22 protein-coding genes and 1 pseudogene are annotated in these 24,834 nt (G+C 62.3%); 15 read left to right on the forward strand and 8 right to left on the reverse strand.

Annotated elements, in window-relative coordinates; genetic code table 11:
• Positions 1-551: 551 nt before the first annotated feature.
• Both E1N52_RS44865 and E1N52_RS22370 read right to left on the reverse strand, forming a co-directional pair.
• Positions 552-677 (reverse strand): annotated as a pseudogene (locus E1N52_RS44865) (MBL fold metallo-hydrolase); the annotation flags it as partial.
• Positions 677-1,096, reverse strand: a complete 420-nt coding sequence (locus tag E1N52_RS22370; protein WP_133184913.1) for a DUF3830 family protein — start codon at positions 1,094-1,096, stop codon at positions 677-679. The pseudogene E1N52_RS44865 and the gene E1N52_RS22370, both read right to left, overlap by 1 nt.
• A 491-nt stretch (positions 1,097-1,587) precedes the next feature.
• Between E1N52_RS22370 and E1N52_RS22375 the strand changes: the two genes are divergently transcribed.
• On the forward strand, positions 1,588-2,637 hold the full coding sequence (locus tag E1N52_RS22375) for a GSU2403 family nucleotidyltransferase fold protein (protein ID WP_133184914.1): 1,050 nt from the start codon (positions 1,588-1,590) through the stop codon (positions 2,635-2,637).
• Positions 2,638-3,075: 438 nt separating this feature from the next.
• Here the strand turns inward: E1N52_RS22375 and E1N52_RS22380 are convergent, their stop codons facing one another.
• The 3 genes from E1N52_RS22380 to E1N52_RS22390 form a co-directional block, all read right to left on the reverse strand.
• Positions 3,076-3,687 (reverse strand): 3'-5' exonuclease, encoded by a 612-nt coding sequence (locus tag E1N52_RS22380; RefSeq protein ID WP_133184915.1) that lies wholly within the window; start codon positions 3,685-3,687, stop codon positions 3,076-3,078.
• Between the two features lie 555 nt (positions 3,688-4,242).
• Positions 4,243-6,015, reverse strand: a complete 1,773-nt coding sequence (locus E1N52_RS22385; protein WP_133184916.1) for a glycerol-3-phosphate dehydrogenase/oxidase — start codon at positions 6,013-6,015, stop codon at positions 4,243-4,245.
• Positions 6,016-6,030: 15 nt separating this feature from the next.
• Positions 6,031-7,548 carry an FGGY-family carbohydrate kinase gene (locus E1N52_RS22390; RefSeq protein WP_133184917.1) on the reverse strand — a complete coding sequence of 506 codons (1,518 nt, stop codon included), beginning with the start codon at positions 7,546-7,548 and terminating at the stop codon, positions 6,031-6,033.
• A 178-nt stretch (positions 7,549-7,726) separates the two neighbouring features.
• On the opposite strand from E1N52_RS22390, the gene E1N52_RS22395 reads away from it, so the two are divergent.
• From E1N52_RS22395 to derI, 12 genes are all read left to right on the forward strand, one after another.
• Positions 7,727-8,704, forward strand: a complete 978-nt coding sequence (locus E1N52_RS22395; protein ID WP_133184918.1) for a sugar-binding transcriptional regulator — start codon at positions 7,727-7,729, stop codon at positions 8,702-8,704.
• A complete protein-coding gene (locus E1N52_RS22400) occupies positions 8,704-10,332 on the forward strand; it encodes an FGGY-family carbohydrate kinase (protein WP_205965652.1) in 1,629 nt (542 codons plus the stop codon). Before E1N52_RS22395 ends, E1N52_RS22400 begins: the two co-directional genes overlap by 1 nt.
• A 20-nt stretch (positions 10,333-10,352) precedes the next feature.
• Positions 10,353-11,861: a glycerol-3-phosphate dehydrogenase gene (locus E1N52_RS22405; protein ID WP_133184919.1), complete on the forward strand. Its 1,509-nt coding sequence runs from the start codon at positions 10,353-10,355 to the stop codon at positions 11,859-11,861.
• Positions 11,862-11,904: 43 nt separating this feature from the next.
• The gene (locus E1N52_RS22410) at positions 11,905-12,837 is read left to right on the forward strand and encodes a sugar phosphate isomerase/epimerase family protein (RefSeq protein WP_133184920.1); all 933 of its coding nucleotides are present in this window, start codon (positions 11,905-11,907) and stop codon (positions 12,835-12,837) included.
• A 12-nt stretch (positions 12,838-12,849) separates the two neighbouring features.
• Entirely contained in the window at positions 12,850-13,872 is a 1,023-nt protein-coding gene (locus E1N52_RS22415; protein WP_133184921.1) for a dihydroxyacetone kinase subunit DhaK, read from the forward strand.
• Positions 13,869-14,522 carry a dihydroxyacetone kinase subunit DhaL gene (dhaL, locus tag E1N52_RS22420; RefSeq protein WP_133184922.1) on the forward strand — a complete coding sequence of 218 codons (654 nt, stop codon included), beginning with the start codon at positions 13,869-13,871 and terminating at the stop codon, positions 14,520-14,522. The genes E1N52_RS22415 and dhaL overlap by 4 nt, the downstream gene beginning before the upstream one ends.
• Positions 14,523-14,573: 51 nt before the next feature.
• Positions 14,574-15,230 carry a DUF2291 family protein gene (locus E1N52_RS22425; RefSeq protein WP_133184923.1) on the forward strand — a complete coding sequence of 219 codons (657 nt, stop codon included), beginning with the start codon at positions 14,574-14,576 and terminating at the stop codon, positions 15,228-15,230.
• Complete coding sequence (locus E1N52_RS22430) at positions 15,227-16,783, forward strand: sugar ABC transporter ATP-binding protein (RefSeq protein ID WP_133184924.1); 1,557 nt, start codon at positions 15,227-15,229, stop codon at positions 16,781-16,783. Before E1N52_RS22425 ends, E1N52_RS22430 begins: the two co-directional genes overlap by 4 nt.
• Before the next feature lie 27 nt (positions 16,784-16,810).
• On the forward strand, positions 16,811-17,905 hold the full coding sequence (locus E1N52_RS22435) for an ABC transporter permease (RefSeq protein WP_133184925.1): 1,095 nt from the start codon (positions 16,811-16,813) through the stop codon (positions 17,903-17,905).
• Positions 17,906-17,974: 69 nt separating this feature from the next.
• Positions 17,975-18,928: a D-ribose ABC transporter substrate-binding protein gene (locus E1N52_RS22440; RefSeq protein ID WP_133184926.1), complete on the forward strand. Its 954-nt coding sequence runs from the start codon at positions 17,975-17,977 to the stop codon at positions 18,926-18,928.
• A gap of 110 nt (positions 18,929-19,038) precedes the next feature.
• Positions 19,039-19,800, forward strand: a complete 762-nt coding sequence (locus E1N52_RS22445) for a triose-phosphate isomerase (RefSeq protein ID WP_133184992.1) — start codon at positions 19,039-19,041, stop codon at positions 19,798-19,800.
• Between the two features lie 43 nt (positions 19,801-19,843).
• Positions 19,844-20,299, forward strand: coding sequence for a D-erythrulose-4-phosphate isomerase (gene derI, locus E1N52_RS22450; RefSeq protein WP_028207061.1), 456 nt, complete (start codon positions 19,844-19,846; stop codon positions 20,297-20,299).
• A gap of 31 nt (positions 20,300-20,330) precedes the next feature.
• Here the strand turns inward: derI and E1N52_RS22455 are convergent, their stop codons facing one another.
• Both E1N52_RS22455 and E1N52_RS22460 read right to left on the reverse strand, forming a co-directional pair.
• Entirely contained in the window at positions 20,331-20,987 is a 657-nt protein-coding gene (locus tag E1N52_RS22455) for a methionine ABC transporter permease (protein WP_133184927.1), read from the reverse strand.
• A gap of 51 nt (positions 20,988-21,038) precedes the next feature.
• A complete protein-coding gene (locus tag E1N52_RS22460; RefSeq protein ID WP_133184928.1) occupies positions 21,039-21,854 on the reverse strand; it encodes a MetQ/NlpA family ABC transporter substrate-binding protein in 816 nt (271 codons plus the stop codon).
• A 271-nt stretch (positions 21,855-22,125) separates the two neighbouring features.
• On the opposite strand from E1N52_RS22460, the gene E1N52_RS22465 reads away from it, so the two are divergent.
• Together E1N52_RS22465 and E1N52_RS22470 are read left to right on the forward strand one after the other, a co-directional pair.
• Positions 22,126-22,878: a basic amino acid ABC transporter substrate-binding protein gene (locus E1N52_RS22465; protein WP_133184993.1), complete on the forward strand. Its 753-nt coding sequence runs from the start codon at positions 22,126-22,128 to the stop codon at positions 22,876-22,878.
• A 62-nt stretch (positions 22,879-22,940) separates the two neighbouring features.
• Complete coding sequence (locus E1N52_RS22470) at positions 22,941-23,723, forward strand: amino acid ABC transporter permease (protein ID WP_133184929.1); 783 nt, start codon at positions 22,941-22,943, stop codon at positions 23,721-23,723.
• Positions 23,724-23,785: 62 nt separating this feature from the next.
• Here the strand turns inward: E1N52_RS22470 and speB are convergent, their stop codons facing one another.
• The gene (gene speB / locus E1N52_RS22475; RefSeq protein WP_133184930.1) at positions 23,786-24,739 is read right to left on the reverse strand and encodes an agmatinase; all 954 of its coding nucleotides are present in this window, start codon (positions 24,737-24,739) and stop codon (positions 23,786-23,788) included.
• Between the last annotated feature and the right edge of the window lie 95 nt (positions 24,740-24,834).

Here is a 24,834-nt window from a genome sequence, read left to right on the forward strand (position 1 = left end):
GAGACCGGCAAGCGCTTTCGAAGCAGAAAAAGGGGCGCATTCCATGTCGGCTTACCTGAACCGGAGTGAGTTGTTGATGGGGCGGCGCTTACAGTGCTATCACGGTTACGCCCCCTTAACCGCTAATCTTGGGGAGCCCGATGACAGATATGCGCATCCCCTTTTCAACTGCAACGGGAGCACTGGTGAGAGGACATGGTCGACTCCTGTATGAGACCGCACCTCGACAACACATTCGGTCGACGCCGGGAAGGAGCAGCATCGAGGTGTGGCCACACGCAGTGCGAGCCGGCCTGCGCTTGCGGCGGCATGATCTCGCGCCCGCGGTGGCTTTGGCACTACGACTCTCGCGGCAGGCCGTTGACGTAGGCCTTCACCTCCTCCCTGAGTTCGCGCTCGAGAAGACCGTCATATTCGGTGCCGCGCGCCGGCGCCGCAGCGAGAGTAGAGACAGTCTCTCGTTGCGTGTTTCCGAGCTTGCAGTAGTGGGCTGGGATTAAACATCCCAAAGAGATGCTTGCGTGACGCCGGCACGAGGGATTCCGGCGGCTTCAATCATGTCGCATGCGTTCAACCAACTCCAGCAAGCGAGCACTCATTTCCTCAGCCGGCAAATGCGTGGGCCAACCGTGACCCGGAAGCAGCCATTCGAAACGATACGCGGCCAGCTGGCCCATTAGTCGTCCACCAGAGAAAACTCGATGTCCTGCGCGCCCTCCCACAGCACGAGTTTGCCGAATGCCTCGAGATGCTCGTGGCCTTCGAGCAACGTAAAGAAGTGGTTCCCGGCAAGCTGGCCCATTTTGCTCGCGAAGATTGAGCTGCCATAGACGAACAGGAATTCAGTTTCGCTGAATCCTCCTGGATACAGAAGGATATCCCCGCGTGACGCGTGGCTGGTGTGATTTTCAAACTTGAGGCCGGTATCGAAATCGCCCAACGGAATCCATACGGCTTCGCCGCTCCAGCGGGAATGAATCACCTTGTTCCTGAACGGCAGCAATTCGAGGAAGCGCTGGCAGGTGCGAGGTGCCCTTTCTTCTTCCAGTCGGCCGACAAAGCGGAATGGGCCGGCGTCCACGTTAATCTTCTTCATGTTGCCCTTGAAAGTCGAGTGCGCATTTGAGGTCCGCTGGTCCGCGTCGACCGGGCGGAGGTCACAAGCCGGTTTATCTGCAGTTTGACTCCGCTCCCGGCAGCTTGTCGAGCATACTGACTATAGCGTCAAGCATACGTGACGGCTTCCCGGCGCAACTGTTTGCCGCGTGGACCGCGCACGGCTAGTCAGTTCGATGGCCCGATGCGCCTGAATTTGGACGGCGTGACGCCGTTCTCCCTGTGGAGTGCGCGGGAGATCGATGAAGCCCAAGCGCCAGGCGATCCGGGACACCGGGAGATCGCTTTTGAGGAGAGTGATGCGCGCGCGTTCGTTCCGGGCATGGACGGCGAGACTGCGCGCGTAACGAACAGTTTAGGGGCACGTGCCCGCGAGGCACCCCATGATGATTGCAGTAATTTTCATGAAATTACTGCAATCAGGCATGCGCATTTTGCAGTAAAATTAGTAAAATTACTGCAATTTCTGACATGCACGGACTTCCTCTTTACCAGCGACACGATCAGGCATTTTGCTCCCAGTACGCGAACGTCGAGCAGGCGGCCGCCAGCCAGGGGCGGGTTCTCGTAGGCGCGCCGGGTACGATCACGGAGCACCATCGCGGGAGCGCTGTCTACTACTATCGGCAGTTCATGAACGCGGAGGGCAAGCGGCAGCAGGAGAGTCTTGGCGGACCCAAGGGCGATCCGGCGGCCGACGAGCGCGTCGCTGCGGTGATGGCACAGATCGAGCAGTCCAAAGATCTCATCAGCCGCATCCGGGAACTCGCGAAGCTCGGCTTCCAGATCGCCGACAACAAGACCTACGCGACCATGGCGGTCCTCCACAATCACGGACTCTTCCAGGCCGGCGCGGTGCTCGTGGGCTCTCACGCGTACGCGGTTCTGCTCAACAGCCTCGGTATCAAAGCGCTTGCCTACGAGACCGAGGACATTGATATCGCGCGCGCCCGCCAACTTGCGCTTCAGGGTGTGCCCTCGGGCGGCCTGCTCGAAATCCTGAAAGAAACTGGAATTGACTTCGTGCCGGTGCCGGGGTTCAACAGGGGCGATCCGCCCACGTCGTTCAAGCAGGCGGGGCGGACGCGCTTTCACGTCGATCTGCTTGTGCCTTCGAAGGACAACACATTTCCGACCGTCGCCGTTCCAGAGCTCGGGGCGCATGCGAGCGGGATGCCTTATCTCGCCTACCTGCTCGGCCAGTCCCACATGGGCACGCTGCTTTCAAGGCACGGCGCGGTGCCGGTTCGCGTGCCGGACCCCGCACGCTTCGCGATCCACAAGATCCTCGTTTCACGCTTGCGCACCAACATGCTGGTTAAGTCGCAGAAAGACATACAGCAGGCGTGCGTGATGCTCGCGATGCTCGGCGAGCACAGAAGCGGCGATATCGAGCTCGCCTGCTCGAATCTCCCGAGGTCTGCGCGCCCGAAGGTTCGCCGTGCGCTGCCCGATGTGCGCGGCATGCTTGAGGCTCATGAGGGAGCACTATTCGAATTTGAGGAAAGCATCGGCGCCTGACACGCAGTGCCGCGCTTCGACCGGTCCGGAATTGCGTATGACCAACCACCCGTGGTGTATGCCATCCGGCCAACCCGTATTGCGTTTGTGGATGCCGTCGTTCCAGTTGTTCGCGCATCCCACAGGTACTCTTCTTTCTCGACAGGTGACGTCGCGTCGGATCTTCAGCCAGCTACTGTGTACCGAATATGAGTACGGGCTGAAATACGGACGCGTTCAATAGACTACGGAAAACACCGCAGCAGCCCTCGCAGGCGAACCTGTCACCTGACCAGATGCGCAAAGGGATTGCGCGATTAGAGCGGGTGATAGCCGTCGTCCGGCGCCGGTTATCAGCTACTGCGTCATCAACACGACAACGTGACAGTGCCTCCGGAAGGCCCCCTCGGCCGTCCCCTACTGATAGAGGGGCGGTCCAGGTTGTTCGGCGCTGCGGGCTCAGTCGTTAGACAGCGAGCCCAGAAATGTCGCAACCTTCGTCTTGCTGGTTTTCTGCAATCGAGCCATGAGGGCATGATCGATTCGCTTCAGCCCGTAAGTTTGAGCGATGTCGTGCTGCAATCGGCACCATAGATGGCTGGCGACCTCAGCGTCAACCATCGCCCGGTGAGCACGACCCGATTTCGGTAACCGAAGCATCTCCGCCAAACTAGCCAGGCGGTGACTCTGGGCGCGTGGGTAGATCCGCCTGGCGACGAGCATCGTGCAAGCAAACGAATGCTCCGCTCGCACTCCAAGAAGCCCCAGTTCTGCCTGCCAAAACCGCTTGTCGAAACCGGCGTTGTGGGCAACGACGGGATGATCTCCAACAAACGCTGCAGCTTCCCTCATGACTTTCGATACAGGAGGAGCCGATGCGATCATGTCGTTCGTGATGCCGGTGAGAGCAACGACATCGGACGGGATGCGCCGTCCTGCGTTCATCAAGCTCTGGTAACGATCAACAATCTGACCGTCACGCAGGAGGATGACGGCAATCTCGGTAGCGCGGTCGCCCAGATTCGGCGAAAGCCCGGTTGTTTCGAAGTCGAGTACCGCAACGGTCTGCATGTTTCTTTCGTTATCTAATCAGTTGATGCCGTACTGCGCACGTTTCCCCAAGCCGCCGAACCGCCCAGGCAAGACGCACCTTGGTTTGTTCGCCCGGCTGCCGCTCAGGCCAGTTCGCCAACCAACGACACACTCGGAGCCTGGATTTTCAGGGTATTCGTGGCGCCGCCCGGATCTGGATGCGTTGAATGAAGGGCGTATTCTACGCCTCGTGAACCGCCATTCTTTTATAGCGGCTCTAACGCCCGCGCGAGTTACCGGGGCAAACGTGGAGGGTTGACAGATGCAAACGCCTGGACTGACGCGAAGCTCAGGCGCCGCGCTTTCATCTCGCTGGAGTTGAGGATTGCGGGTTCACCGGCATCGGGAAAACCGCCCGCTTCAGCGGAAGGCGGGGCCGGGGATCGGGTGAGGCAGGTTTTCAAACATCAAAGTTTCAAGATTAAATCAATTCCTTATGATAAGAATACTTATCTTATCCTCACACATCGATCAGAAAATAACTTCCACGCGTCACCGCCCAAACGCATGCCACCAGCGCACAAAACGACACGATTACGGTCCCGAAGCACGCGGCGCGCGAGCAACATGCGATCCCCGAGGCGACCGATGCTTGCCGCTCGAAAGCACAACACCATACCGCTCACACGCAATTTCACGCGCCGCATCAATTTCCTGCAGAGTGCGTGCCTCATCCCACCCCAGCACCTCTGCAGCAACGCCAGAGGCCTCCAGCACCAACGCGTCCGTAAAATGCCCTGAGATCGCAATAGTAGTGCGGCGAAAAAGCAAGTCCGCGAGATGCGTGACCATATCGTGTTCGCACAAGTATCGGATCTCATGGGCCGTATACCCGGACTCGCCAGTGAGCAAACGATCCGCACTCCCGTCTTCCACCTGCGCGCAAAATGCCGCAACCCCCTCCGCTGCAGTCCCATATCGGTCAAAAAGCGTCTCGGCCCGTGCCGCCGAAATATTGTTCCGTTGCGCAATTGCACCGACCCACGCGTCCCGTTCCCTAGCATCGTGCGGATAACCCCGCCCACCGCCGATCGGCTCGTGACGCGTACTGATCTTTCGCGTGCGTCCGAGGCGTCTGAGCGCATCGTCGGCGACAGATTCCGCGAATCCACGAAACGTCGTCCATTTGCCACCCACCAGCGACAGCACTGGAATCTGCGTACCCGGCAGTTGATCGACATGCACCACATGATCGCGGCTCACATCGCCGGGGTTCGCGGCGTCTGAATAGGGAAGTGGCCGCACGCCGCTATACCGGAAGGCGATATCCGATGGCTTAAGATGCACGCTTGGAAAGACTTCACGCAATACGCCGAGCATGTAGGCAACCTCGTCGTCTTCGCAGCGCACGCCGTCCGGATCGTCGACCCGGATATCGGTCGAGCCGATGAGCAGCTTGTCCATGAACGGATAGATGAGCGAGATGCGACCGTCTTTCGAGCCGTAGTACACCATGCGGCCGCGCAGTTGCGCGTGGAGTTCGGGATGATCGACGATCAAATGCGATCCCTTCGTTCCGCCAATGTATTTCCGCTCGATCCCGAGCGCGCCATTTACGCTGTCAATCCACGCGCCGCCCGCATTGACGACAATAGCGGGCTCCACAGCGATGCGCTCCTGCGTCACGAGATCACGCAGCCATACAACGCGGTTCTCCACATGATCGACACTCATGTAGTTCGCTGCGGAAGAGTGCTCGCAGGCAGCGAGACCATCGGCGACGAGTTCGAAGTTCAACCGTTCGGCGTGAGTCACTTTGGCGTCGTAATACGTGGCAGTCGCCTTGATCGCAGGGTCAAGCAGCGGCAGGCTCTGCAGCGATTGCTTTCTAAGCGCGAAATGATGCCGCGGCATCGTACGGTCATGCCGGCCGAGAAAGTCATACATTGCCAGACCGATTTTCGAGATGACTGCGCCGCGCTCGGTGAGCTTCGCCTTCATGCCGAAGAAGCGGCGCGCGGACGCGATCATGCCGCCGAAGTACGAGTGAATCGGCAATACGGTTTCGAGCGGCTGCACATAGTGCGGCGCGCTTTTCAGCAGCAGATTGCGCTCCAGCGTGGATTCGGCCACGAGACGAAACTCGCCGGTTTCGAGGTACTTCACGCCGCCATGGATAAGACGCGACGGCGCGCTGCTCGCCCCAGCGGCGAAATCGGTCTTGTCGATCAGCAGGCAGTCGACGCCTTGCAAACAGAGGTCGCGAAAGAGACCCGCGCCGTTGATGCCGCCTCCAATAATCAACACGCTGACGTTTGGCTGTTGCCTCACGCGGTTGAGAAAGAATTCGCGGTTTCGTTCTGTCATCGATGTTCTCCGCCTTCAGTGTGCGATGGCCGCATGGTCGAGCGCGGGCCACAAGGGTTGCATGGCTGCCGCGAGCCGCGACCAGAGCGCATACGTCTCGTCGAATTGGCCATGTCGTTGGGTGTCCGGAACATACGTGCGCGCGACCCGGCACGCACGCGCGGACGCATCGGAAAGCGAGGCGAAAACGCCTACGCTGACACCGGCGCAGAGCGCAGCACCAAGCGCACTGGCCTCCGGACTCTCGGGGATATCGATTGCGACGCCGAGTACATCGGCGAATAGCTGCGCAAGCAAGGGACTCGACGATCCTCCGCCAGTCAGCCCTGCCCGATGCGCAGGAAAAGCGCTCGTCAACGCTTCGACGTGCCAGCGGTGGTTGAACACCATGCCTTCGAGCACGGCACGCGCCAGGTGCGCCCGACGATGCCACGAGCGTATGCCGAAGAACGATGCGCTCGCCGGTTGCTCGAACGGCGAGCCGAAGAGGAAGGGATGAAACATGACCGAACTCGGCTCCGTGAAGGCCGCTTGCACTTCGTCGCCGATCAGGTCGAACAACGAGCAGGCACGCCGCGAGGCTTCCTGCGTTTCGTGCTGAAAGAGTTCGCGCAACGCCCAGTCGACGTTGCTGGACGACGCGGGCGAAATGGACATGTTCATCCACTGCCCAGGACGCGTGCCGTTGCGGCATGACCAGCGCGGATCCAGTTGCGGTCGATCGGACAGGATTTCGTTGATGCTGAACGTGCCCGCCGTAATCGAAAGAACGCCCGGCTCGATGTTGCCCATGCCGAGGGCGCTCGACGTGACATCGTGCAGCCCGCAGGCAACGGGCGTGCCTTCCTTCAGACCGGTCTGCGCGGCGGCCTGCGCGGTGATCCGGCCGGCGGGCGCCGCCGAAGCAATGATCTCGGGCAGCGCATGAGCGATCGACGTCAGGCCGTAGAGCGCGAGGACATCGGCGTTGTAAGTCTGGGTGTTGACGTCGGTGAAGGACGAACTCGCTTCGGTCGGATCGGTGGCCGCTACGCCGGTCAGGCATAGACGCAGCCAGTCCTTGCAAAAAAGCACGTGGCCGATCTTCGCAAAGCGCTGTGGCTCGTTGAGCTGAATCCACTTGAGCAAGCTCACGGCAGCGTAGGGATAGGGCTGCTGTCCAGTCAGCGCCAGCGCTTCTTCAAGCACGCCTGTATCACGCCAGCGTTCGGATACCTCGAATGCACGGCTGTCGAGCGACAGAATGCCTGGTCCGAGTGGCGCGCCGGCGCTGTCGACGAGATAGAGCCCATCGCCGTGCCCGGTCACGCCCACGGCCGCGACCGAGTCTGCGGGAATCTTGCCCAACGCATCGCGGATGGCGCCGCAGGCTGCCGCCCAAACCTCTTGCATGTCCCGCTCCACGTGCCGCGCACGCGGTTGGCGCTGCTCGACGCGTCGGCTTCCTACCGCGACGGTGCGTCCGGATGTGTCAAAGACGACGGCCTTGGTGGCGGTCGAGCCGCTGTCGACGCCGAGTAGATAGCGTTCCATCGTGTCTCCATGCTGTTTTTGTGCGTTGCAGCAATTTCCTTCGGGCCCTTGAACAGGTGCAGACCATCCAGGGTTATCGCGGATGGCAGCCGAAGAAAGGAATGCTTACCTTGAAGTAACTGAAATAAATTTCAACGCACGAAAAAAATATCACTTTTCGTGTGTGGATGGAGACAACATGACGAAAATCGCCGGAAAGCGTGACGCCGAGGACAGTCTTGCGATACGCGCGGCCTGGCTGCACTACGCAGCCGGGCAGACTCAGGCCGATGTCGCGTCCCGACTCGGCGTGAGCAGCGTCAAGGCGCATCGGCTGATCACGCGCGCCAATCAAAGCGGCGCGATCAAGTTCACGATCGACGGCGATGTCGCCGAGTGCGTCGTGCTCGAAGCCGAACTGGCCCAGCGCTATGGTCTGAGCTATTGCGAAGTGGTGCCGGATCTGCACGAAGGCGATCTGCCGCTGCGTGCACTGGGCGTCGCGGGGGCGTACTTCCTGCAACGCGAGATCGCGGCGCGCCAGGACGGTGTCATCGGTATCGGACACGGGCGCACGCTCGCCGCCGTCGTGGCGAACATTCCGCGCATGGACGCGGGCACGGTGCGCTTCGTATCGTTGCTCGGCGGCGTGACGCGCAAGTACACCGCGAATCCGTACGACGTCATCCACAAGCTCGCCGACCAGACGGGCGCGGTGTCGTACGTGCTGCCGCTGCCGTTTTTCGCCAATACCGCTGAGGATCGCGAGGTGTTGCTCTCGCAGCGTGGCGTGCGCGAAGTGTTCGACCTCGCGGCGCATGCGGATTTGATGGTCGTCGGCATCGGATCGGTAGACGCGGACGCGCAGCTCGTCGCGTCGCAGATGATCGAGCCGGCGGAAATCGAGGAAGTGCGCAGCAAGGGCGGCAAGGGCGAACTGCTCGGCCATTTTTTCAGCGATGCGGGCGAATCCGTCGAAACGTCGCTGGCGGCGCGCACGGTGGCTCCTCCGTTGGCCGATCTGACGAGCCGGCGCATCGTGGCCATTGCCGGAGGCACGTCGAAGATCGCGGCCATCCGCGCCGTCCTGAAGAGCGGACTCCTTAGCGGCCTGATCACCGACGAGGCCACGGCGCTCGCGCTGAATGGCGACCCAGTCGCGACGGAAGCGCCGTGATGAATAGCGTCATGGGCAAGGTCAAGGGCAACGCCGCGCGAGATCTCATCGTCGGCATCGACGCCGGCACCTCCGTCATCAAGGCCGTGGCCTTCGATTTGTCGGGACGCCAGATTGCCGTGGCCTCGCTGCCGAACCGCTATACGACCAGCGCAGATGGCGCAGCGACGCAGTCGCTAGCGCAAACCTGGGCCGATTGCGCGCAGACCTTGCGCGATCTCGGCGCGAAGGTCGAGCGCCTCGCGCAACGCACGCAGGCGTTGGCGGTCACGGGCCAGGGCGACGGCACGTGGCTCGTCGGTGCGGGCAACCAGCCCGCAAGCGACGCCTGGCTGTGGCTCGACGCGCGTGCCGCGAACACGGTGCGCGCCTTGCAGGAAGGCCCCGCGAGTCGGGCGCGCTTCGAAGCGACCGGCACAGGGCTCGCCGCATGCAGCCAGGGCGCGCAGATCGCCCATATGGCCGCGACGATGCCGGACGTGCTGGCGCGCGCCGAAGTCGCGCTGCATTGCAAGGACTGGCTGTATCTGAATCTCACCGGCGTGCGCGCGACCGATCCGTCGGAGGCGAGCTTCACCTACGGCAACTTCCGCACGCGCCGCTACGACGACGCGGTCATCGACGCACTCGGCCTGAGTGCGCGGCGTGGCCTGCTGCCCGAGATCATCGACGGGACCGAACTCACGCATCCGCTCTCTGCGCAGGCGGCGGCCGAAACGGGCCTGCTGGCCGGCACGCCGGTGTGTCTCGGCTTCGTCGATATCGTGCTGACCGCGCTGGGCGCGGGCATTCACACCGAAGGCGCGGCGGGCGCGAGTTGCTCGATCGTCGGCTCGACGGGCATGCACATGCGTGCCATGCGCAACGAAAACGTGCATCTGAATGCGGAAGGCACGGGCTATGTGATCGCGCTGCCGTTGCCGGGCATGTCGGCACAGGTGCAGTCGAACATGGCGGCAACGCTGAACGTCGACTGGGTGCTCAATCTCGCGTGCGATCTGCTTACGCAGTTCGGCATGAGCCTTTCGCACAGCGACCGGATCAAATACATCGACGGCTGGCTGCAGGAGGGGCGGCCGGGCTCGCTGCTCTACCACCCCTATATCTCGGATGCGGGTGAACGCGGGCCGTTTGTCGAGCCCAACGCGCGTGCGGACTTCATCGGACTGACGAGCGAGAGCCGCTATCCGGACCTGTTCCGCGCCGTGGTCGAAGGGCTCGGGATGGCCGCACGCGACTGCTACACCTCGATGGGCATTCCAATGCCGGACGAGCTGCGCCTGACCGGTGGCGCGACGCGTTCGCGCGCTTTGCGCGGCGTGCTCGGCGCCGTGGTCGGCGCACCCACGCGGATCTCCACACGCGAGGAAGCCGGGGCGGCCGGTGCAGCCATGATGGCTGCGGTCGCGCTCGGCGTGTACCCGGATATGAATGCGTGCATCGCCGAATGGGTGACGCCGCTGCTTGGACAACCGGAGTCGCCCGATCCGGAATTGATGCAGTTGTACGCACAACTTTTTCCTGCGTATCGCAAGGCACGCGAAGCGCTTGTGCCGACGTGGGCGGAAACGGCCCGATTGCTGAAATCCCGGCATCGGCCGGAGGCAGTTTCCGCAAGCCTCAACTAACGTCGAACATGGAACGTGAGATGAGCGAGAAGGACATGGTGGACCTGTGTGTCATCGGCGGCGGCATCAACGGCGCGGGTATCGCGCGCGATGCGGCGGGCCGCGGGCTGTCGGTGATTCTGTGCGAGAAGGACGATCTTGCGCAGGGCACGTCGTCGCGTTCCGGCAAGCTGGTTCATGGCGGGCTGCGTTATCTGGAGTACTACGAATTCCGGCTCGTGCGCGAGGCGCTGATCGAGCGCGAAGTGCTGCTCAACGCCGCGCCGCACATCATCTGGCCGCTGCGTTTCGTGTTGCCGCATAGTCCCGGCGATCGTCCCGCCTGGCTCGTGCGCACGGGCCTCTTCCTGTACGACCATCTTGGCGGCCGCAAGAAGCTGCCGGGCACGCGCTCGCTCGATCTGTGGCGCAATCCCGAAGGCGCGCCGATCAAGGACGAGTACCGCAAAGGCTTTGAATATTCCGACTGCTGGGTCGACGACGCGCGCCTCGTGGTGCTCAACGCCGTGGACGCCGCCCGGCGCGGCGCCGAAGTGCTCACACGCACCGCGTTTGTTTCGGCGCGGCGCGAAGGCGGAGCGTGGCGCGTGGAGCTGCGCGACGCGCGCAACGGTTCGACGCGGGTGGTGAGCGCACGGGCGCTGGTCAACGCAGCCGGACCCTGGGTGTCCGAAGTGATCGGGCGCGCGGGCGCTCAGTCGACGCGCAAGGTGCGGCTCGTCAAGGGCAGCCATCTCGTCACGCCGAAGTTCTGGGAAGGTCCGCATTCCTACCTCGTGCAGAACCACGACAAGCGCGTGATTTTCATCAACGCGTACGAAGGCGACAAGGCGCTCATCGGGACGACCGACGTCGCCTGGGACGGCGCCCCGGAAACGGTGGCGATCACGAACGACGAGATCGACTATCTGCTCTCGGCGGTGAACCGCTATTTCAAGCATCCGTTGCGCAGGCAGGACATCGTGGAGACGTTCTCGGGCGTGCGCCCGCTCTACGACGACGGCAAGGGCAATCCATCGGCGGTCACGCGCGATTACGTGTTCGACCTCGACGTGACCGGCGGCGCGCCGCTCCTGAACGTCTTCGGCGGCAAGATCACCACCTTCCGCAAGCTCGCCGAGCACGCGCTGCAAAAGCTGCAGCCCACCTTCCCGAAGATGGGCGCCGACTGGACCGCAGCCGCGACGCTGCCGGGTGGCGACATCGACGGCGCCGACGTGCCGCGTTTCATGGCGAAACTGCAGGCGCAGTACGAATGGCTGCCGCGCGACCTGTTGCGCTATTACGCGCAGACGCACGGCACGCTGACGGCCCGGGTGATCAACGGCGCGACCTCGCTTGCCGGTTTGGGCCAGCAATTCGGGCCGAGCTTCTATGAGGCGGAGGCGCGTTATTTGATGGCTAACGAATGGGCTGAGTCGGCCGACGACATGCTCACGCGGCGTACCAAGCACGGTTTGCACATGAGCGCCGCGCAAAAGGCCGCCTTCGGAGTCTGGCTCGACGGGCTCGTCAGGAAATCCGCGTAAGCGAGCCGAGGCCGCGCCGCAACCCATACGACACGAGACGAACATGGTATTCACGCTTGCACTGAACACGAATCCGCTGGTGAACCGCTTTGCCGAGCCGGCCGACCTGATCGATGCCATTGCGCACGACATGAAGATCCGTGACGTGCAGTTGACTCACGAGTTCATCAATCCGTCGTGGCCGGCAGCAACGACACGCAGGCTGACGCGCGAGATGCGCGCGGCGATGACGCGAACCGGCGTGCGCATCACGTCCGGCATGACGGGGCCCTACGGGCGGCTGAACCACTTCGGTCATCCGGATGCCGATGTACGCCGCTACTACGTCGACTGGTTCAAGACCTTCGCGGATATCACCGCCGACCTGGGCGGCGATTCGATCGGTACGCAGTTCGCCATCTTCACCTACAAGGACTTCGACGACCGGGCACGCCGCGATGCGTTGATTCAAACCGCGATCGATTGCTGGGCCGAAGTCGCCGAGCATGCGAAGGCGGCGGGTCTGAAATACGTGTTCTGGGAACCCATGTCGATCGGCCGCGAGTTCGGCGAGACCATCGCCGCGTGCATGGCACTGCAGGACAAGCTGAGCGCGGCAAACATGGCGATTCCCATGTGGATGATGGCCGATATCGACCACGGCGACGTCACCAGTCCCAATCCCGACGACTTCGACCCCTATGCGTGGGCGCGCGCCGTGCCGCGGGTGTCGCCGATCATTCACATCAAGCAGTCGCTGATGGACAAGGGCGGTCATCGTCCGTTCACCGCCGAGTTCAACGCGCGTGGCCGCATTCAGCCCGAGCCGCTGATCAAGGCGCTGCACGAAGGCGGCGGACGCGACAACGAGATTTGCCTCGAGCTGTCGTTCAAGGAGCGCGAGCCGACCGACCGGCAAGTCGTCGAGCAGATCGCCGAATCCGTGGCGTTCTGGGCTCCGCATTTCGATTCCGGCGTTGCCGATCTGAATATCTGAGGAGATCCGACGATGCACGGCACGAAGACACAGAAACTGATCAACGACGGCGACGCCGCCGTCGACGAGATGCTGGAAGGCATCATGGCCGCCCACGGCGACCTGCTCACGCGCAACGACAGTGCGCCGCGCGCGATCGTCGCGCGCAACGGGCCGCGCACCGGCAAGGTGGCGCTCGTCATCGGCGGCGGGTCGGGCCATGAGCCGACGTTTCTGGGTTTCGTCGGCAAGGGGCTGGCCGATGCAGCGGTGATCGGCAACGTCTTCGCTTCGCCGCCGCCGCAACCGGCCGTGGATGCCGCGCTCGCCGCGCATGGCGGCGCGGGCGTGCTGTTCATGTACGGCAACTATGCCGGCGACGTGATGAATTTCGACATGGCCACCGAGATGCTCGAACTCGAGGGCGTCGACGCGCGCACGGTGCTGACGACCGACGACATCGCCTCCGCGCCGCGCGAGAAGCGCGAAACGCGCCGCGGCGTGGCGGGCAACGTGTTCATCTTCAAGGCAGCGGGCGCCGCAGCCGATCTGATGATGCCGCTCGACGAGGTGGCGCGCGTGGCGCGTCATGCCAACGCGCGCACCTACACGCTGGGAGTGGCGCTCGCGCCGTGCTCGCTGCCGCAAACGCGCCGTCCGAACTTCGAGATCGCGCCCGGTGAAATGGAAATCGGCATGGGCATTCACGGCGAGCCGGGCATGCGCCGCGAGGCGCTGCGCACGGCCGACGCCATCACCGACGAAATCATGGATGCGATCCTCGCCGAGATGGACGCCGCAAAGGGCGATCGCGTTGCCGTGCTCGTGAACTCGCTCGGCTCCACGCCGCTCATGGAGCTGTACATCCTCAACCGCCGCGTTGCGCAGCGGCTGAAAGAAGCGGGGCTCGTGGTGCATCGCACGCTGGTTGGGCCGCTTTGCACGTCGCTCGAGATGGCGGGCGCGTCGATCACGGTGATGCATCTGGACGATGAACTTCAGCGTCTCATCGATCACCCGTGCGAATGCGCGATGTTTCAGCAGAGGGCAGCATGACGCCCACGCTCACGACCGCCGATATGGCACGCCTCTTCCGCGAACTCGCGGACGCCATCGCAAAGGCGCGCGACGAGCTTTGCCGCCTGGATGGCGAGATCGGCGATGCGGATCACGGTATCGCGATGGAGCAGGGCTTTAGCGCCGCCTCGAAAGCGATTGAGGTGCTACCGGCGGAAGCCACCCTCGCGGATCAGTTGAACGCGGCGGCCAAGGGTTTCCTGAACGCGGTTGGCGCTTCCTCGGGACCGCTCTATGCCACGGCGTTCATGCGCGCGGCGAAGGTTGCCGGTGCACGCCAGGCACTACCGCTGAGCGAGGCGCCGGGCCTGATCGTTGCGATGGCCGAAGGCATCCACTCGCGCGGACGGGCCGAAGTCGGCGAAAAGACCATGGCCGATGTCTGGACGCCCGCGGCGGCGGCAATCGAACAAGGCATGGAGGAGGGCTTGCCGGTGCGCGAGATCATGACGCGCGCAGGCGAGGCGGCAACGGCGGGCGCCGAGTCGACGATCGCGATGGTCGCGACCAAGGGGCGGTCGTCGCGTCTCGGTGAACGTAGCATCGGACACATGGATCCGGGTGCGGCGTCGGCCGCGATGGTGGTCAATGTGATCGTAGAAAACTGGAGGAGACATGGCACAGATTAATTGGGCAGACGGCCGGCAAAGCCGTCGTTCCGACGCAAGGGAGGTGAGCCAATGAGCGCCATTGCTCCATCGACGAAAGGTCATTCTGGGCACAAGGCTCGCCTCGTGATCGAAGTGGTGTTGCTGGTGATTCTGCTGGTTGCGATGGCGATGAGCACGAAGGTCGTGAAGATCGGCTCCAGCGCGGACTCGCAGACCCAGGAATTCGAGCCGGCTGCCTACGGCAAGAAGCAATTCCCGAAAACCCAGGCAGCCATCGAAAAGCGTGCGGTCGATGCCGCGACGCTGGCGGCTGCCATCGCCAAAGATCAGGACGCGGCGGGCAAGCAGTACGGCGTGGCTGGTGGCGGCGTGGGTCCCGAGATGTCGGTGAAGTTCACTGGCGTAGCGGGCAAGGAAGATGCGGGCGTGTACGAAGTGAAGGTGCCTGGCTTGCCTGATTCGCTTGTCGTGCGCGTACAAACGGGGCCGGCGATCAACGGCACGGATCTGCGCGACGCCACCGGCGACATCAGCTTCGGGCAGTTCACCAACCAGATCGACTATCAGAACGCCGGCTACGCGATCAATGCGGAAATGAAGAAGAAGGTCCTGTCGAAAATCGATACGACCAAACTCACTGGCAAGACCGTCTCGGTCGTCGGCGTGTTCCAGCTGATCAATCCGAACGGCTGGCTCGTTACTCCTGTGAAGCTGGACGTCAAATGAGTACCGCGACCCCAATCACGACACCTGCCGCAACGAAGGACGGCGTCCTGCTGTCCGCGCGCAACATCGTCAAGTCATACGGCGGGGTGCATGCCCTGAAGGGCGTGAACTTCGAGATCCATCGCGGCAAGGTCACGACGTTGTTCGGCGAGAACGGCGCAGGCAAGTCGACTTTGATGAAGATTCTCTCCGGCGTGGAAAAGCCCACGTCGGGTGAGATCGAACTCGACGGCGAGCGCGTCGCTTTTGCCTCGTCGAGCGATGCGCGCGATCACGGCATCTCGATCATTCACCAGGAGTTGAGCCTCGCGCCCAATCTGAGCGTGCGCGACAACATCTTCATGGGCCGCGAGTTGCGCACGCCGACCGGCGTGGACTTTACCGAGGAGGCGCGCCAGACGCAGGCGCTGATGGTCGACCTCGAAGAAGAGATCGACCCGCTGACGCTGGTCCACGACCTGCGCCTCGGCCAGCAGCAGGTGGTCGAGATCGCGCGTGCGCTCTCGGTCGATTCGCGCATCCTCATCATGGACGAGCCGACTTCCGCGCTGAGCGCCTCCGAGGTCGAGGTGCTCTTCAAGGTGATTCGCGATCTGACGAGCCGCGGCGTTTCGATCGTGTACATCTCGCACCATCTCGAAGAGGCATTGCAGGTCACGGACTACGCGGTGGTCCTGCGCGACGGCAGGATCACCGCAACGGCGCAGAGGAAGGACATCGACCTCGGGTGGATCGTGCGCAACATGGTCGGCGAGAATTTCGATCTCGGGTCGCCGCCGACGGGCTACGCGTTCGGCGACGTCGCGCTCGACATCGACGACATCAGTGTCGCCGATGAATCGGGCACGGGCACCTCGGTGGTCGATCATCTGTCGCTCAAGGTGCGCGCAGGCGAGATCGTCTGCATCTACGGATTGATGGGCGCTGGCCGCACGGAACTGCTCGAAGCGGTGGCCGGCCGCACGCACCTTCCCGTCACGGGCGGCAAGGTGCTGCTCGAGGGCGAGAACATGGCGTCGCTGAGCATCGCCGAGCGGATCGCGAAGGGCCTCGTGCTGGTGCCGGAGGACCGGCAGCGCGATGGCCTCGTGCCGACCATGAGCGTGGGCTCGAACATGTCGCTCGCGAGCATCCGCTCCTTCGTGAAGGGCTTCTTGATGTCGCCCGGCGCCGAGCGCGAACTCGTGGGCGAATCGATCCGCAACGTGCACGTCAAGACCTCGGGAGCGGGTGCATCGATCCGCTCGCTCTCGGGCGGCAATCAGCAAAAGGTAGTGATCGGCAAGATGCTGGCGACCGGGCCGAAAGTCATCCTGCTCGACGAACCCAGCCGCGGTATCGACATCGGCGCGAAAGCGGAGGTGTTTCGCCTGCTCGCGGAAAACGCGAAGCAAGGTTTGGCCGTGGTCTATTCGACTTCGGAAGTCGGGGAGTGTCTGAGCGTCGCGCATCGCATCGTCGTGATGCGGCGCGGCAAGATATCCGCCGAATTCGGACCGGATGCCAACAAGGACGACATCATGGCCGCCTCGGGCGAAGCCGTTGTTGTCTGATCGAAGCAATGCCAGGAGACATTCAACATGAACCATGCCGCCAAAACACCGAGATCCAGTCGCTTCGGCGGAGAAGGGCTTGACTTCGGCAAGATCCTGCTCGAAGGACGTGCGTTTTTCGCGCTGATCGCCATCGTCATTATCTTTTCCTTTCTGTCACCCAATTATTTCGCACTAGAAAATTTCCTGACGATGGCCTCGCACGTGGCCATTTACGGAATTCTTGCGATCGGCATGCTGCTCGTGATCATCAACGGGGGGATCGACCTCTCGGTTGGCTCCACGCTCGGACTCTCCGGTGTCGTCGCGGGATTCTTCATGCAGGGCGTGACGCTGAACATGTTGGGTGTCGTGGTGTATCCGCCGGTCTGGGTCGTGGTCGTGCTGTGCTGCGCGCTCGGCGCTCTCATTGGCCTCGTCAACGGGATTCTCATCGCGCGCTTCCGGGTGCCGGCCTTCGTCGCCACGCTCGGCGTCATGTATGTCGTGCGCGGGTTCGCGCTGCTGATGACCAACGGTCTCACCTACAACAACCTGGGCGGACAGGCAGACCTTGGCAATACCGGTTTCGACTGGCTTGGCTTCGACCGGCTGTTCAACGTGCCGGTGGGCGTGCTGATTCTGGTGGTGATCGCGGTTCTCTGCAGCCTCGTGCTCAATCGCTCGGCATTCGGCCGCTGGCTCTACGCATCGGGCGGCAATGCCCGCGCGGCGGAACTCTCCGGCGTGCCGGTAAAACACGTGCAGATCAGCGTGTACATGCTTTCGGGCATCTGCGCCGCGATCGCCGGGCTGATTCTGTCCTCCCAGCTCACCTCCGCCGGTCCGACGGCGGGCACGAGCTACGAGCTGACGGCCATCGCGGCCGTGGTGATCGGAGGCGCGTCGCTGATGGGCGGCACCGGCAATATCCGCGGCACGCTGCTCGGCGCATTCGTGATCGGCTTTCTGTCCGACGGTCTCGTGATCATCGGCATCTCGTCTTACTGGCAAACCGTATTCACCGGCGCGGTCATCGTCCTCGCGGTGTTGCTGAACGCCATTCAATATCGCCGCCGCGTCAAGCGTCCCGCGCCGACCGGTGGACAACTGGCTTCTTCGCAAGGCGGCGGCAAGGCATGAGCAGTACGGCCGGCAAGCGAGAAGTGAATTGAAGCTTTACACCATCATCAACTGAGGAGGAGACATCTCATGACCTTCAAGACAAAGACCACCATCCTTGCAGCCTTAGTTCTGGCCGCGCCCTTGTTCGCCGGACAGGCTCATGCAGCCGGCGGACTCATCAGCATCATCGTCAACGATCCTGCGAACCCGTACTGGCTTGCCGAAGGCAACATCGCTTCTGCCGAAGCCAAAAAGCTCGGCTACACCGCCAACGTATCCGCATCGAAGGGCGACACGAATACCGAGAGTCAGCAGATCGACACTGCCATCACCAACAAGTCGGTCGCGATCATTCTCGACCCGGCCAACGCCAGCGGTTCCGTTGGCGCGGTGAAGAAGGCGATCGCCGCGAAGATTCCGGTGTTCCTCGTCAACGCGGAAATCAATCAGCCGGGCCTCGCGAAGGCGCAGCTGGTGTCGAACAACGCTCAAGGCGCCGCTCTGGGTGCTCAGCAATGGGTCAAGGACGTTGGCTCGAAAGGCAACTACGTCGAACTGCTCGGCGCGCCGTCCGACAACAACGCCGCGACGCGCTCGAATGGCTACAAATCGGTGCTGAGTCAGTATCCGGATCTGAAGATGGTGGGCTCTCAGGTGGCCAACTGGGACCGCACGCAAGGTTTCAACGCCACGCAGAGCCTGTTGCAGGCGCATCCGGACGTGATTGGCGTCATCAGCGGCAACGACGAAATGGCGCTCGGCGCGATCGCCGCGCTCAAGCAGGCAGGCAAGCTCAAGAGCGTGAAGGTCGGCGGCTTCGACGGTTCGCCCGCAGCGGTCGACGCGGTCAAGGCCGGCGAGTTGCAGTACACGGTACTGCAGCCGGTCGCCGAGTTCTCGGCCAAAGCGGTGCAGGAAGCAGACCAGTACCTGAAAACCGGCAAGACGGGCGCATCGAGCGAGAAGCAGCTGTTCGACTGCGTGCTGATCACCAAAGCGAACGCCTCGAAGTACACCGCGCCGTTCGTGCTATCGAAGTGAGTCGACTGGCGTATTGATCGATGTGCCGGACTGGCGGCTCGGGTCACTCCCGCCGGTTCCGGCGCGACATGCGCTGCTAAACGTAAGCGCAGATGCGCAACAAGGTAACCATGACTGATTCCCTCTTTTGGGTCGGTACGAGCTGGAAGATGAACAAGACGCTCGCGGAAGCGATTGCTTTTGCCGAGCGCATGCTTGCCAGCCCCGACGATCCACGAATTCAGTGCTTCGTAATTCCGCCTTTCACCGCGATTCGGGAAGTCAAATCGATTCTTGCGGAGACCGACATCAAGGTCGGCGCGCAAAACATGCATTGGGCCGAGCAGGGCGCCTGGACCGGCGAGATTGCGCCGCCGATGCTGGTCGATTGCGGAATGGACCTCGTCGAACTCGGCCATTCCGAACGACGCGAGCATTTCGGCGAGACCGACGACACCGTTGGCCTGAAGGTCGAGGCGGCCGTGCGCCACGGGCTGACGCCGCTGATCTGTATCGGCGAGACGCTCGCCGACAAGCAAAGCGGCCGCGCCGCGGAAGTGCTGGCTGCCGAGGTCCGTGGCGCACTGGCAAGACTCAGCCCGCAGCAGCGCGCTGCGCCGATTCTGCTCGCGTACGAGCCGGTGTGGGCCATTGGCGAACACGGCGTTCCCGCCAGCCCCGAATACGCCGACGCGCGACAAGCGGAAATCAGTCAGGTCGCGCAGACGATTCTAGGCCGCCGCATACCGTGCCTGTACGGCGGCTCGGTCAACCCCGACAACTGCGCGGAACTCACCGCCTGCCCGAATATCGATGGGCTCTTCATCGGTCGTTCGGCCTGGAATGTGAGCGGATATCTGGACATTTTGAAGCGTGTCGGGGCAGTGCTTTGACCTCGATGCGGGCTTGCCAACCCTTATTCTCAAGGAGATCGTCATGAAAGTGGCCATTGGAGGCGACAGTGCCGGAGTCGGATTGGCCCGGGTGCTGGCCGACTATCTGAAAGATCGTTTCGACGTTTTCGAAGTGTCGAGCAACGAATCGAATCCGAACGAGTTTTACGCCAATCTCTCAGACCGTGTGGCATCCGGCGTGATCAGCGGCGCATATGACCGGGCCATTCTCGTGTGCGGCACCGGCATCGGCGTCAGCATTTCGGCGAACAAGGTGCCGGGCATTCGCGCCGCGTTGTGCCACGACACCTACTCCGCGGAACGCGCGGCGCTTTCGAATAATGCGCAGATCATCACAATGGGTTCACGTGTGATCGGGCCTGAGGTGGCCAAGGCCATTGCCGACGCATTTCTGGACAACACGTTCGACGAAAACGGGCGAAGCGCAGGCAACGTCGCGGCGATCAACGAAGTGGATTCGAAATATCACCACCGGTGACTTGAAGGGCCTCCTGCGCGGCTGTGTGTCGTCAGTGCTTGCGATCGACCCGGCGCGCGAAATATTCGCCGACCAGCTGAATCACCGATACGAGCGCGACCAGTATGAAGATCACGACGATCATCACCTGGGTTTCGTAGCGTTCATAGCCATAGCGAATCGCCATATCGCCAAGGCCGCCGCCACCAACTGCGCCAGCCATCGCCGACATGTCGATCATCGCGATTGCGGTTACCGTGACGCCGCCGAGTATGCCGGGCAGCGCTTCGGGCAACAGTACGTGGTGGACGATCTGGGAGCGTTTGCAGCCCATCGCGCGCGCGGCCTCGATGAGCCCTGGCTCCACACCGCCCAGATTGACCTGGACGATGCGCGCAAAGAACGGAATCAGGTTCGCGCTCAACGGCACGACGGCAGCCCACGCGCCCAGCGTCGTACCGACGATGAAGCGCGTGACGGGAAGCAGCGCGACCAGCAGAATGATAAAAGGGATCGCGCGGAACATGTTAATGGCGGTCGAGAGCGTCTTGTGCAGTAACGGCCGCGGATAAAGCCCACGTGGTGCGGTTAGCGTGAGCACGATCGCGAGCAGCATGCCAGCAACGATCGCAATCAGCATGGACGCACCCACCATGAGCAGGGTCTGCAGCAGGGCCTGCGCGTAGCGGTCGAGTAGGGTTGGCGACATCACCTTTTACCTCGGTAGCAACATGCGTAGGTATACGAATGATTGAGAGTGTCAGAAAGCAGGAATCACGGAACCATTGAAGTGTGTCTGGATAAAGTGCCTCACGTCCTCTGACTGATATGCCTTGACGAGCTTCGGCACCCACGGCGCGTTGCGGTCCTGCTCGCGCACCGCGATGATGTTCACGTACGGGTTGTGCTCCCTTTGCTCGACTGCGATGCCATCCCGCGTGGCGTAAAGTCCTGCCTCGGACGCCACGTTATTGACGATGGCCGCGGCGTCGACGTCGGGTAGTGAACGCGCCTGGACGAGCGGCGCGGCCTCGACAAAATTCAGCTTGTGCGGGTTAGAGCGCACGTCCTGCAGCGAAGCGGTGCCGGTGTAGGGATCGAAGCCGTCGCGCAACGTGATGAGCTTGTGATCGCGCAGGATCACGAGGGCTCGGGTCTGGTTGCTCGGGTCTGCAGGAATGCTGATTGTCGCGCCGACAGGAAGCGATTCGAGCGACTTGTACTTCTTCGAGTAGAAGCCAATCGGCGAAATATACGTGTCGCCGACCGCCACAATCTTGTAGTCGCGCGACTTGACCTGATCGCGCAGATACGGAATGTGCTGGAAGGAATTGGCGTTCAGATCGCCGTTGTTCAGCGCCTCATTCGGGCTCGCGGTGCCGCTGATGACGATTGCCTCCACGTCCAGGCCGTCCTTCTTCGCTACCTGCGTGACGACCTCCCAGATCTGTTCATCTACGCCGCCGGCCACGCCCACCTTGAGCGGTGTCGGCGCACCGGCGGAGAAGGCGGGGCCGCTGGCAAACGGCAGCACGAGCGCGAGGGCGGCGAGAATGGGCAGGGTGCGTCGAATCATGAAGATGGCTCCGGGGTGAAAGGATGAGCTGACACGCCGGGCAATTATAGGAACGCAGATGTGCGAGGCACTACGAATGGATTGTCGAATGCTAATGACGCACGGCGGTCCATCTATGGCCGCGAGGGCAGCTTAACGTGACGCGTTACCGTTGCAATGCGCCGCGCGATCCAAACGGGATGTAGACGAATTTTGGCTGATAGGCTTTTTAGTGGATTGCTATATACTTTTCCAACTTTTCTTGTCTCGGGGCGACGACGCTGTGAAAAAAATCCTCCTCACCCTTGCCGCCTCGGTGGCCGCCTGTGCTATCTGGTCTGTCGCCGCACACGCGGAAGACCGCGAACTGGTTGTGGCATCGAGCGCCACCTATACACCGTTCGCATTTGAAAACAAGGACAAGCAGATCGTAGGTTTTGACATCGACATCATCGACGCGATCGCCAGGCAGCAGCATATGAAACTGCGTATCGTGAACACGCCGTTCACGAGCATCTTCGCGTCGCTCAACAATGGCGACGTGGACCTGGTCATCTCCGGCGTCACGATCAACGATAAGCGTAAGCAGAGTTTCGACTTCTCGGCGCCGTATTTCGATGCGCGCCAGTTGATCGCGGTGCCGAAGAACAGTCCGGTGAAGTCGCTGAAGGACCTCGATGGCAAGAAGGTCTCTGTGGTGAGCGGGTCCACGGCTGACGATGTCATGAGCCGTGAGGTGGGCAAGACCAACCCGAATATCCGCCGTTTCGAGAGCACGCCGCTCATCATTTCCGAACTCGCTTCGGGTGGTGTAGACGCGGCAATCGGCGACAACGGTGTCATTGCGTACCGCGTATCGCAGACGCCTGGCCTCAAGACCGTGGAAGATGCAAATTTCCCCAAGGAATACTACGGAATCGTCGTTCGAAAGGGCGACAAGGCCCTGCTCGACAAGATCAACGCCGGGTTGGCTGCGATCCGTGCGGATGGCAGCTACAACGTGATCTACAAGAAGTGGTTCAACCAGGACTTCAAGCCGCAATAATGGCGTGATGCACCGGCGCGCGCCGGGCCCGCCCGCGCTTCAGCCTTTTATTGAAAGCGAGCATGGAAGACAGCAATCCGGTCATGTGGTTCGGCTGGTTCCGCCCGGACATCCTGGTGGAGTACAGGCAACTGTTCTGGGAGGGGGCGCTGGTCACCGTTGGCACGACGGTGGTCTGCGTGCTGATGGGCTGCGCCCTGGGCCTGTTGCTGGCGCTGGCGCGGCTTGCCGACGCGAGGCATCAACCGTGGCGGACGGCGTGCAAATACTTGCTGCGCTGGCCCTCTACGGCTTATGTGAGTTTCTTTCGCGGCACGCCGTTGTTCGTGCAGATCCTGCTGATGCATTTCGCGGTGATGCCGGTGTTCATCCATCCGGTGCACGGGCTGTTGATCAGCGGCGATCTGGCTCGCACCTTGAAGCAGAATCACGGGGCGCTGATCTCCGGCGTAGCGGCGCTGACGCTGAATTCCAGCGCGTATATCTCCGAGGTGTTTCGCGCGGGCATCCAGTCGATTGCGATCGGCCAGAGGCAGGCGGGCCAGTCGCTGGGCATGACGCACGGACAGATGATGCGTTATGTGGTGATCCCCCAGGCCTTCCGGCGCATGCTGCCCCCACTGGGCAACAACGTGATTTCGCTGCTCAAGGACACGTCGTTGATCTCGGCGATCGGTCTCGGTGAGATGGCCTACGCTGCACGCACAGTGGCCGGCGCCTACGGCCGCTATTGGGAGCCTTACCTCGCGATTGCCGCAGCATACTGGCTGATGACATTGGCGCTGACAATGGGCCTGCGCAGGCTGGAGGATCACCTGGCGCGCACCGACCGCGTCGCACGGTAACGCGATATCTAAAGGCTGACGGCGCAGAGCGGGGTCGCCGCCAAACCTGGCGGTATCCCAACTCACTCGCGGCGCTTCACACCCGGCAGTACGCACAGCGCTTCATAAGCGAGATTGGCGGCAAGCAGGGCGGTGGTGCCGAACGGATCGTAAGGCGGCGCGACTTCGACCACATCGGCACCCACGAGGTCGAGCCCCCATGCGCCACGAATGATTTCGAGGGCTTGCGGGACCGTCAGTCCTGCGATCTCCGGCGTGCCGGTACCGGGCGCGTAAGCCGGGTCGATGCCGTCGATATCGAAACTCAGATACACCGGCCCTCGGCCAACGCGCTCGCGCACCTCTGCCATCAGCGGTTCGAGCGAGCGGTTCCAGCACTCCTCGGCCTGCACCACGCGAAAACCCTGTTCGCGACACCAGTCGAAGTCTTCGGCAGCGTAGCCGGTGCCGCGCAGACCGATCTGCACGACACGCTGGCAGTCGAGCAGCCCTTCCTCGACCGCGCGGCGAAACGGTGTGCCGTGCGCAATCTTCTCGCCCATCATCGTGTCGTTGACGTCCGCGTGCGCGTCGACGTGTATGAGTCCGACCTTGCCGTGCTTGCGATGAATGGCACGGAGGATCGGCAGCGTGATCGTATGGTCGCCGCCTAGCGTGATCGGCTTTGCGCCGTGGCTCAGGATGGCGTCGTAGGCCGTCTCGATCCGTGCGATCGAATCGGGGAGGTTGTACGGATTGATCGCGACATCGCCGATATCCGCGACACGCAGCGAATCGAACGGCGCGGCGCGCGTCGCCATGTTGTACGGGCGCAGCAACACCGATTCAGTGCGAACCTGGCGCGGCCCGTAGCGCGCGCCGGTGCGATTCGATGTGCCCAGATCGAATGGCACCCCAACGAAGCAGGCATCGAGCCCTTCCGCGCTCTCCACGTTGGGCAGTCGCATCATCGTCGCGATCCCGCCGCAGCGCGGCATCGCGTTGCCGCCCAGGGGCTGGAAATATTCCATGTTCATGATTCGCTCCAGTTGCATTCAGTCAGTTGCTTAAAAGCATTCGGTGAATGCATTTTCTGCGCGAGGGCGGGACACGAACAATCGAAATAATTTCA

The organism is Paraburkholderia guartelaensis, assembly GCF_004353905.1.
In the GTDB taxonomy this organism is placed as follows: Bacteria; Pseudomonadota; Gammaproteobacteria; order Burkholderiales; family Burkholderiaceae; genus Paraburkholderia; species Paraburkholderia guartelaensis.

Bases quoted from the DNA above. Each gene is read 5' to 3' on its own strand.
- E1N52_RS22370 (WP_133184913.1), bottom strand. From the start codon at position 1,096: ATGAAGAAGATTAACGTGGACGCCGGCCCATTCCGCTTTGTCGGCCGA.
- E1N52_RS22375 (WP_133184914.1), top strand. From the start codon at position 1,588: ATGCACGGACTTCCTCTTTACCAGCGACACGATCAGGCATTTTGCTCC.
- E1N52_RS22380 (WP_133184915.1), bottom strand. From the start codon at position 3,687: ATGCAGACCGTTGCGGTACTCGACTTCGAAACAACCGGGCTTTCGCCG.
- E1N52_RS22385 (WP_133184916.1), bottom strand. From the start codon at position 6,015: ATGACAGAACGAAACCGCGAATTCTTTCTCAACCGCGTGAGGCAACAG.
- E1N52_RS22390 (WP_133184917.1), bottom strand. From the start codon at position 7,548: ATGGAACGCTATCTACTCGGCGTCGACAGCGGCTCGACCGCCACCAAG.
- E1N52_RS22395 (WP_133184918.1), top strand. From the start codon at position 7,727: ATGACGAAAATCGCCGGAAAGCGTGACGCCGAGGACAGTCTTGCGATA.
- E1N52_RS22400 (WP_205965652.1), top strand. From the start codon at position 8,704: ATGAATAGCGTCATGGGCAAGGTCAAGGGCAACGCCGCGCGAGATCTC.
- E1N52_RS22405 (WP_133184919.1), top strand. From the start codon at position 10,353: ATGAGCGAGAAGGACATGGTGGACCTGTGTGTCATCGGCGGCGGCATC.
- E1N52_RS22410 (WP_133184920.1), top strand. From the start codon at position 11,905: ATGGTATTCACGCTTGCACTGAACACGAATCCGCTGGTGAACCGCTTT.
- E1N52_RS22415 (WP_133184921.1), top strand. From the start codon at position 12,850: ATGCACGGCACGAAGACACAGAAACTGATCAACGACGGCGACGCCGCC.
- dhaL (WP_133184922.1), top strand. From the start codon at position 13,869: ATGACGCCCACGCTCACGACCGCCGATATGGCACGCCTCTTCCGCGAA.
- E1N52_RS22425 (WP_133184923.1), top strand. From the start codon at position 14,574: ATGAGCGCCATTGCTCCATCGACGAAAGGTCATTCTGGGCACAAGGCT.
- E1N52_RS22430 (WP_133184924.1), top strand. From the start codon at position 15,227: ATGAGTACCGCGACCCCAATCACGACACCTGCCGCAACGAAGGACGGC.
- E1N52_RS22435 (WP_133184925.1), top strand. From the start codon at position 16,811: ATGAACCATGCCGCCAAAACACCGAGATCCAGTCGCTTCGGCGGAGAA.
- E1N52_RS22440 (WP_133184926.1), top strand. From the start codon at position 17,975: ATGACCTTCAAGACAAAGACCACCATCCTTGCAGCCTTAGTTCTGGCC.
- E1N52_RS22445 (WP_133184992.1), top strand. From the start codon at position 19,039: ATGACTGATTCCCTCTTTTGGGTCGGTACGAGCTGGAAGATGAACAAG.
- derI (WP_028207061.1), top strand. From the start codon at position 19,844: ATGAAAGTGGCCATTGGAGGCGACAGTGCCGGAGTCGGATTGGCCCGG.
- E1N52_RS22455 (WP_133184927.1), bottom strand. From the start codon at position 20,987: ATGTCGCCAACCCTACTCGACCGCTACGCGCAGGCCCTGCTGCAGACC.
- E1N52_RS22460 (WP_133184928.1), bottom strand. From the start codon at position 21,854: ATGATTCGACGCACCCTGCCCATTCTCGCCGCCCTCGCGCTCGTGCTG.
- E1N52_RS22470 (WP_133184929.1), top strand. From the start codon at position 22,941: ATGGAAGACAGCAATCCGGTCATGTGGTTCGGCTGGTTCCGCCCGGAC.
- speB (WP_133184930.1), bottom strand. From the start codon at position 24,739: ATGAACATGGAATATTTCCAGCCCCTGGGCGGCAACGCGATGCCGCGC.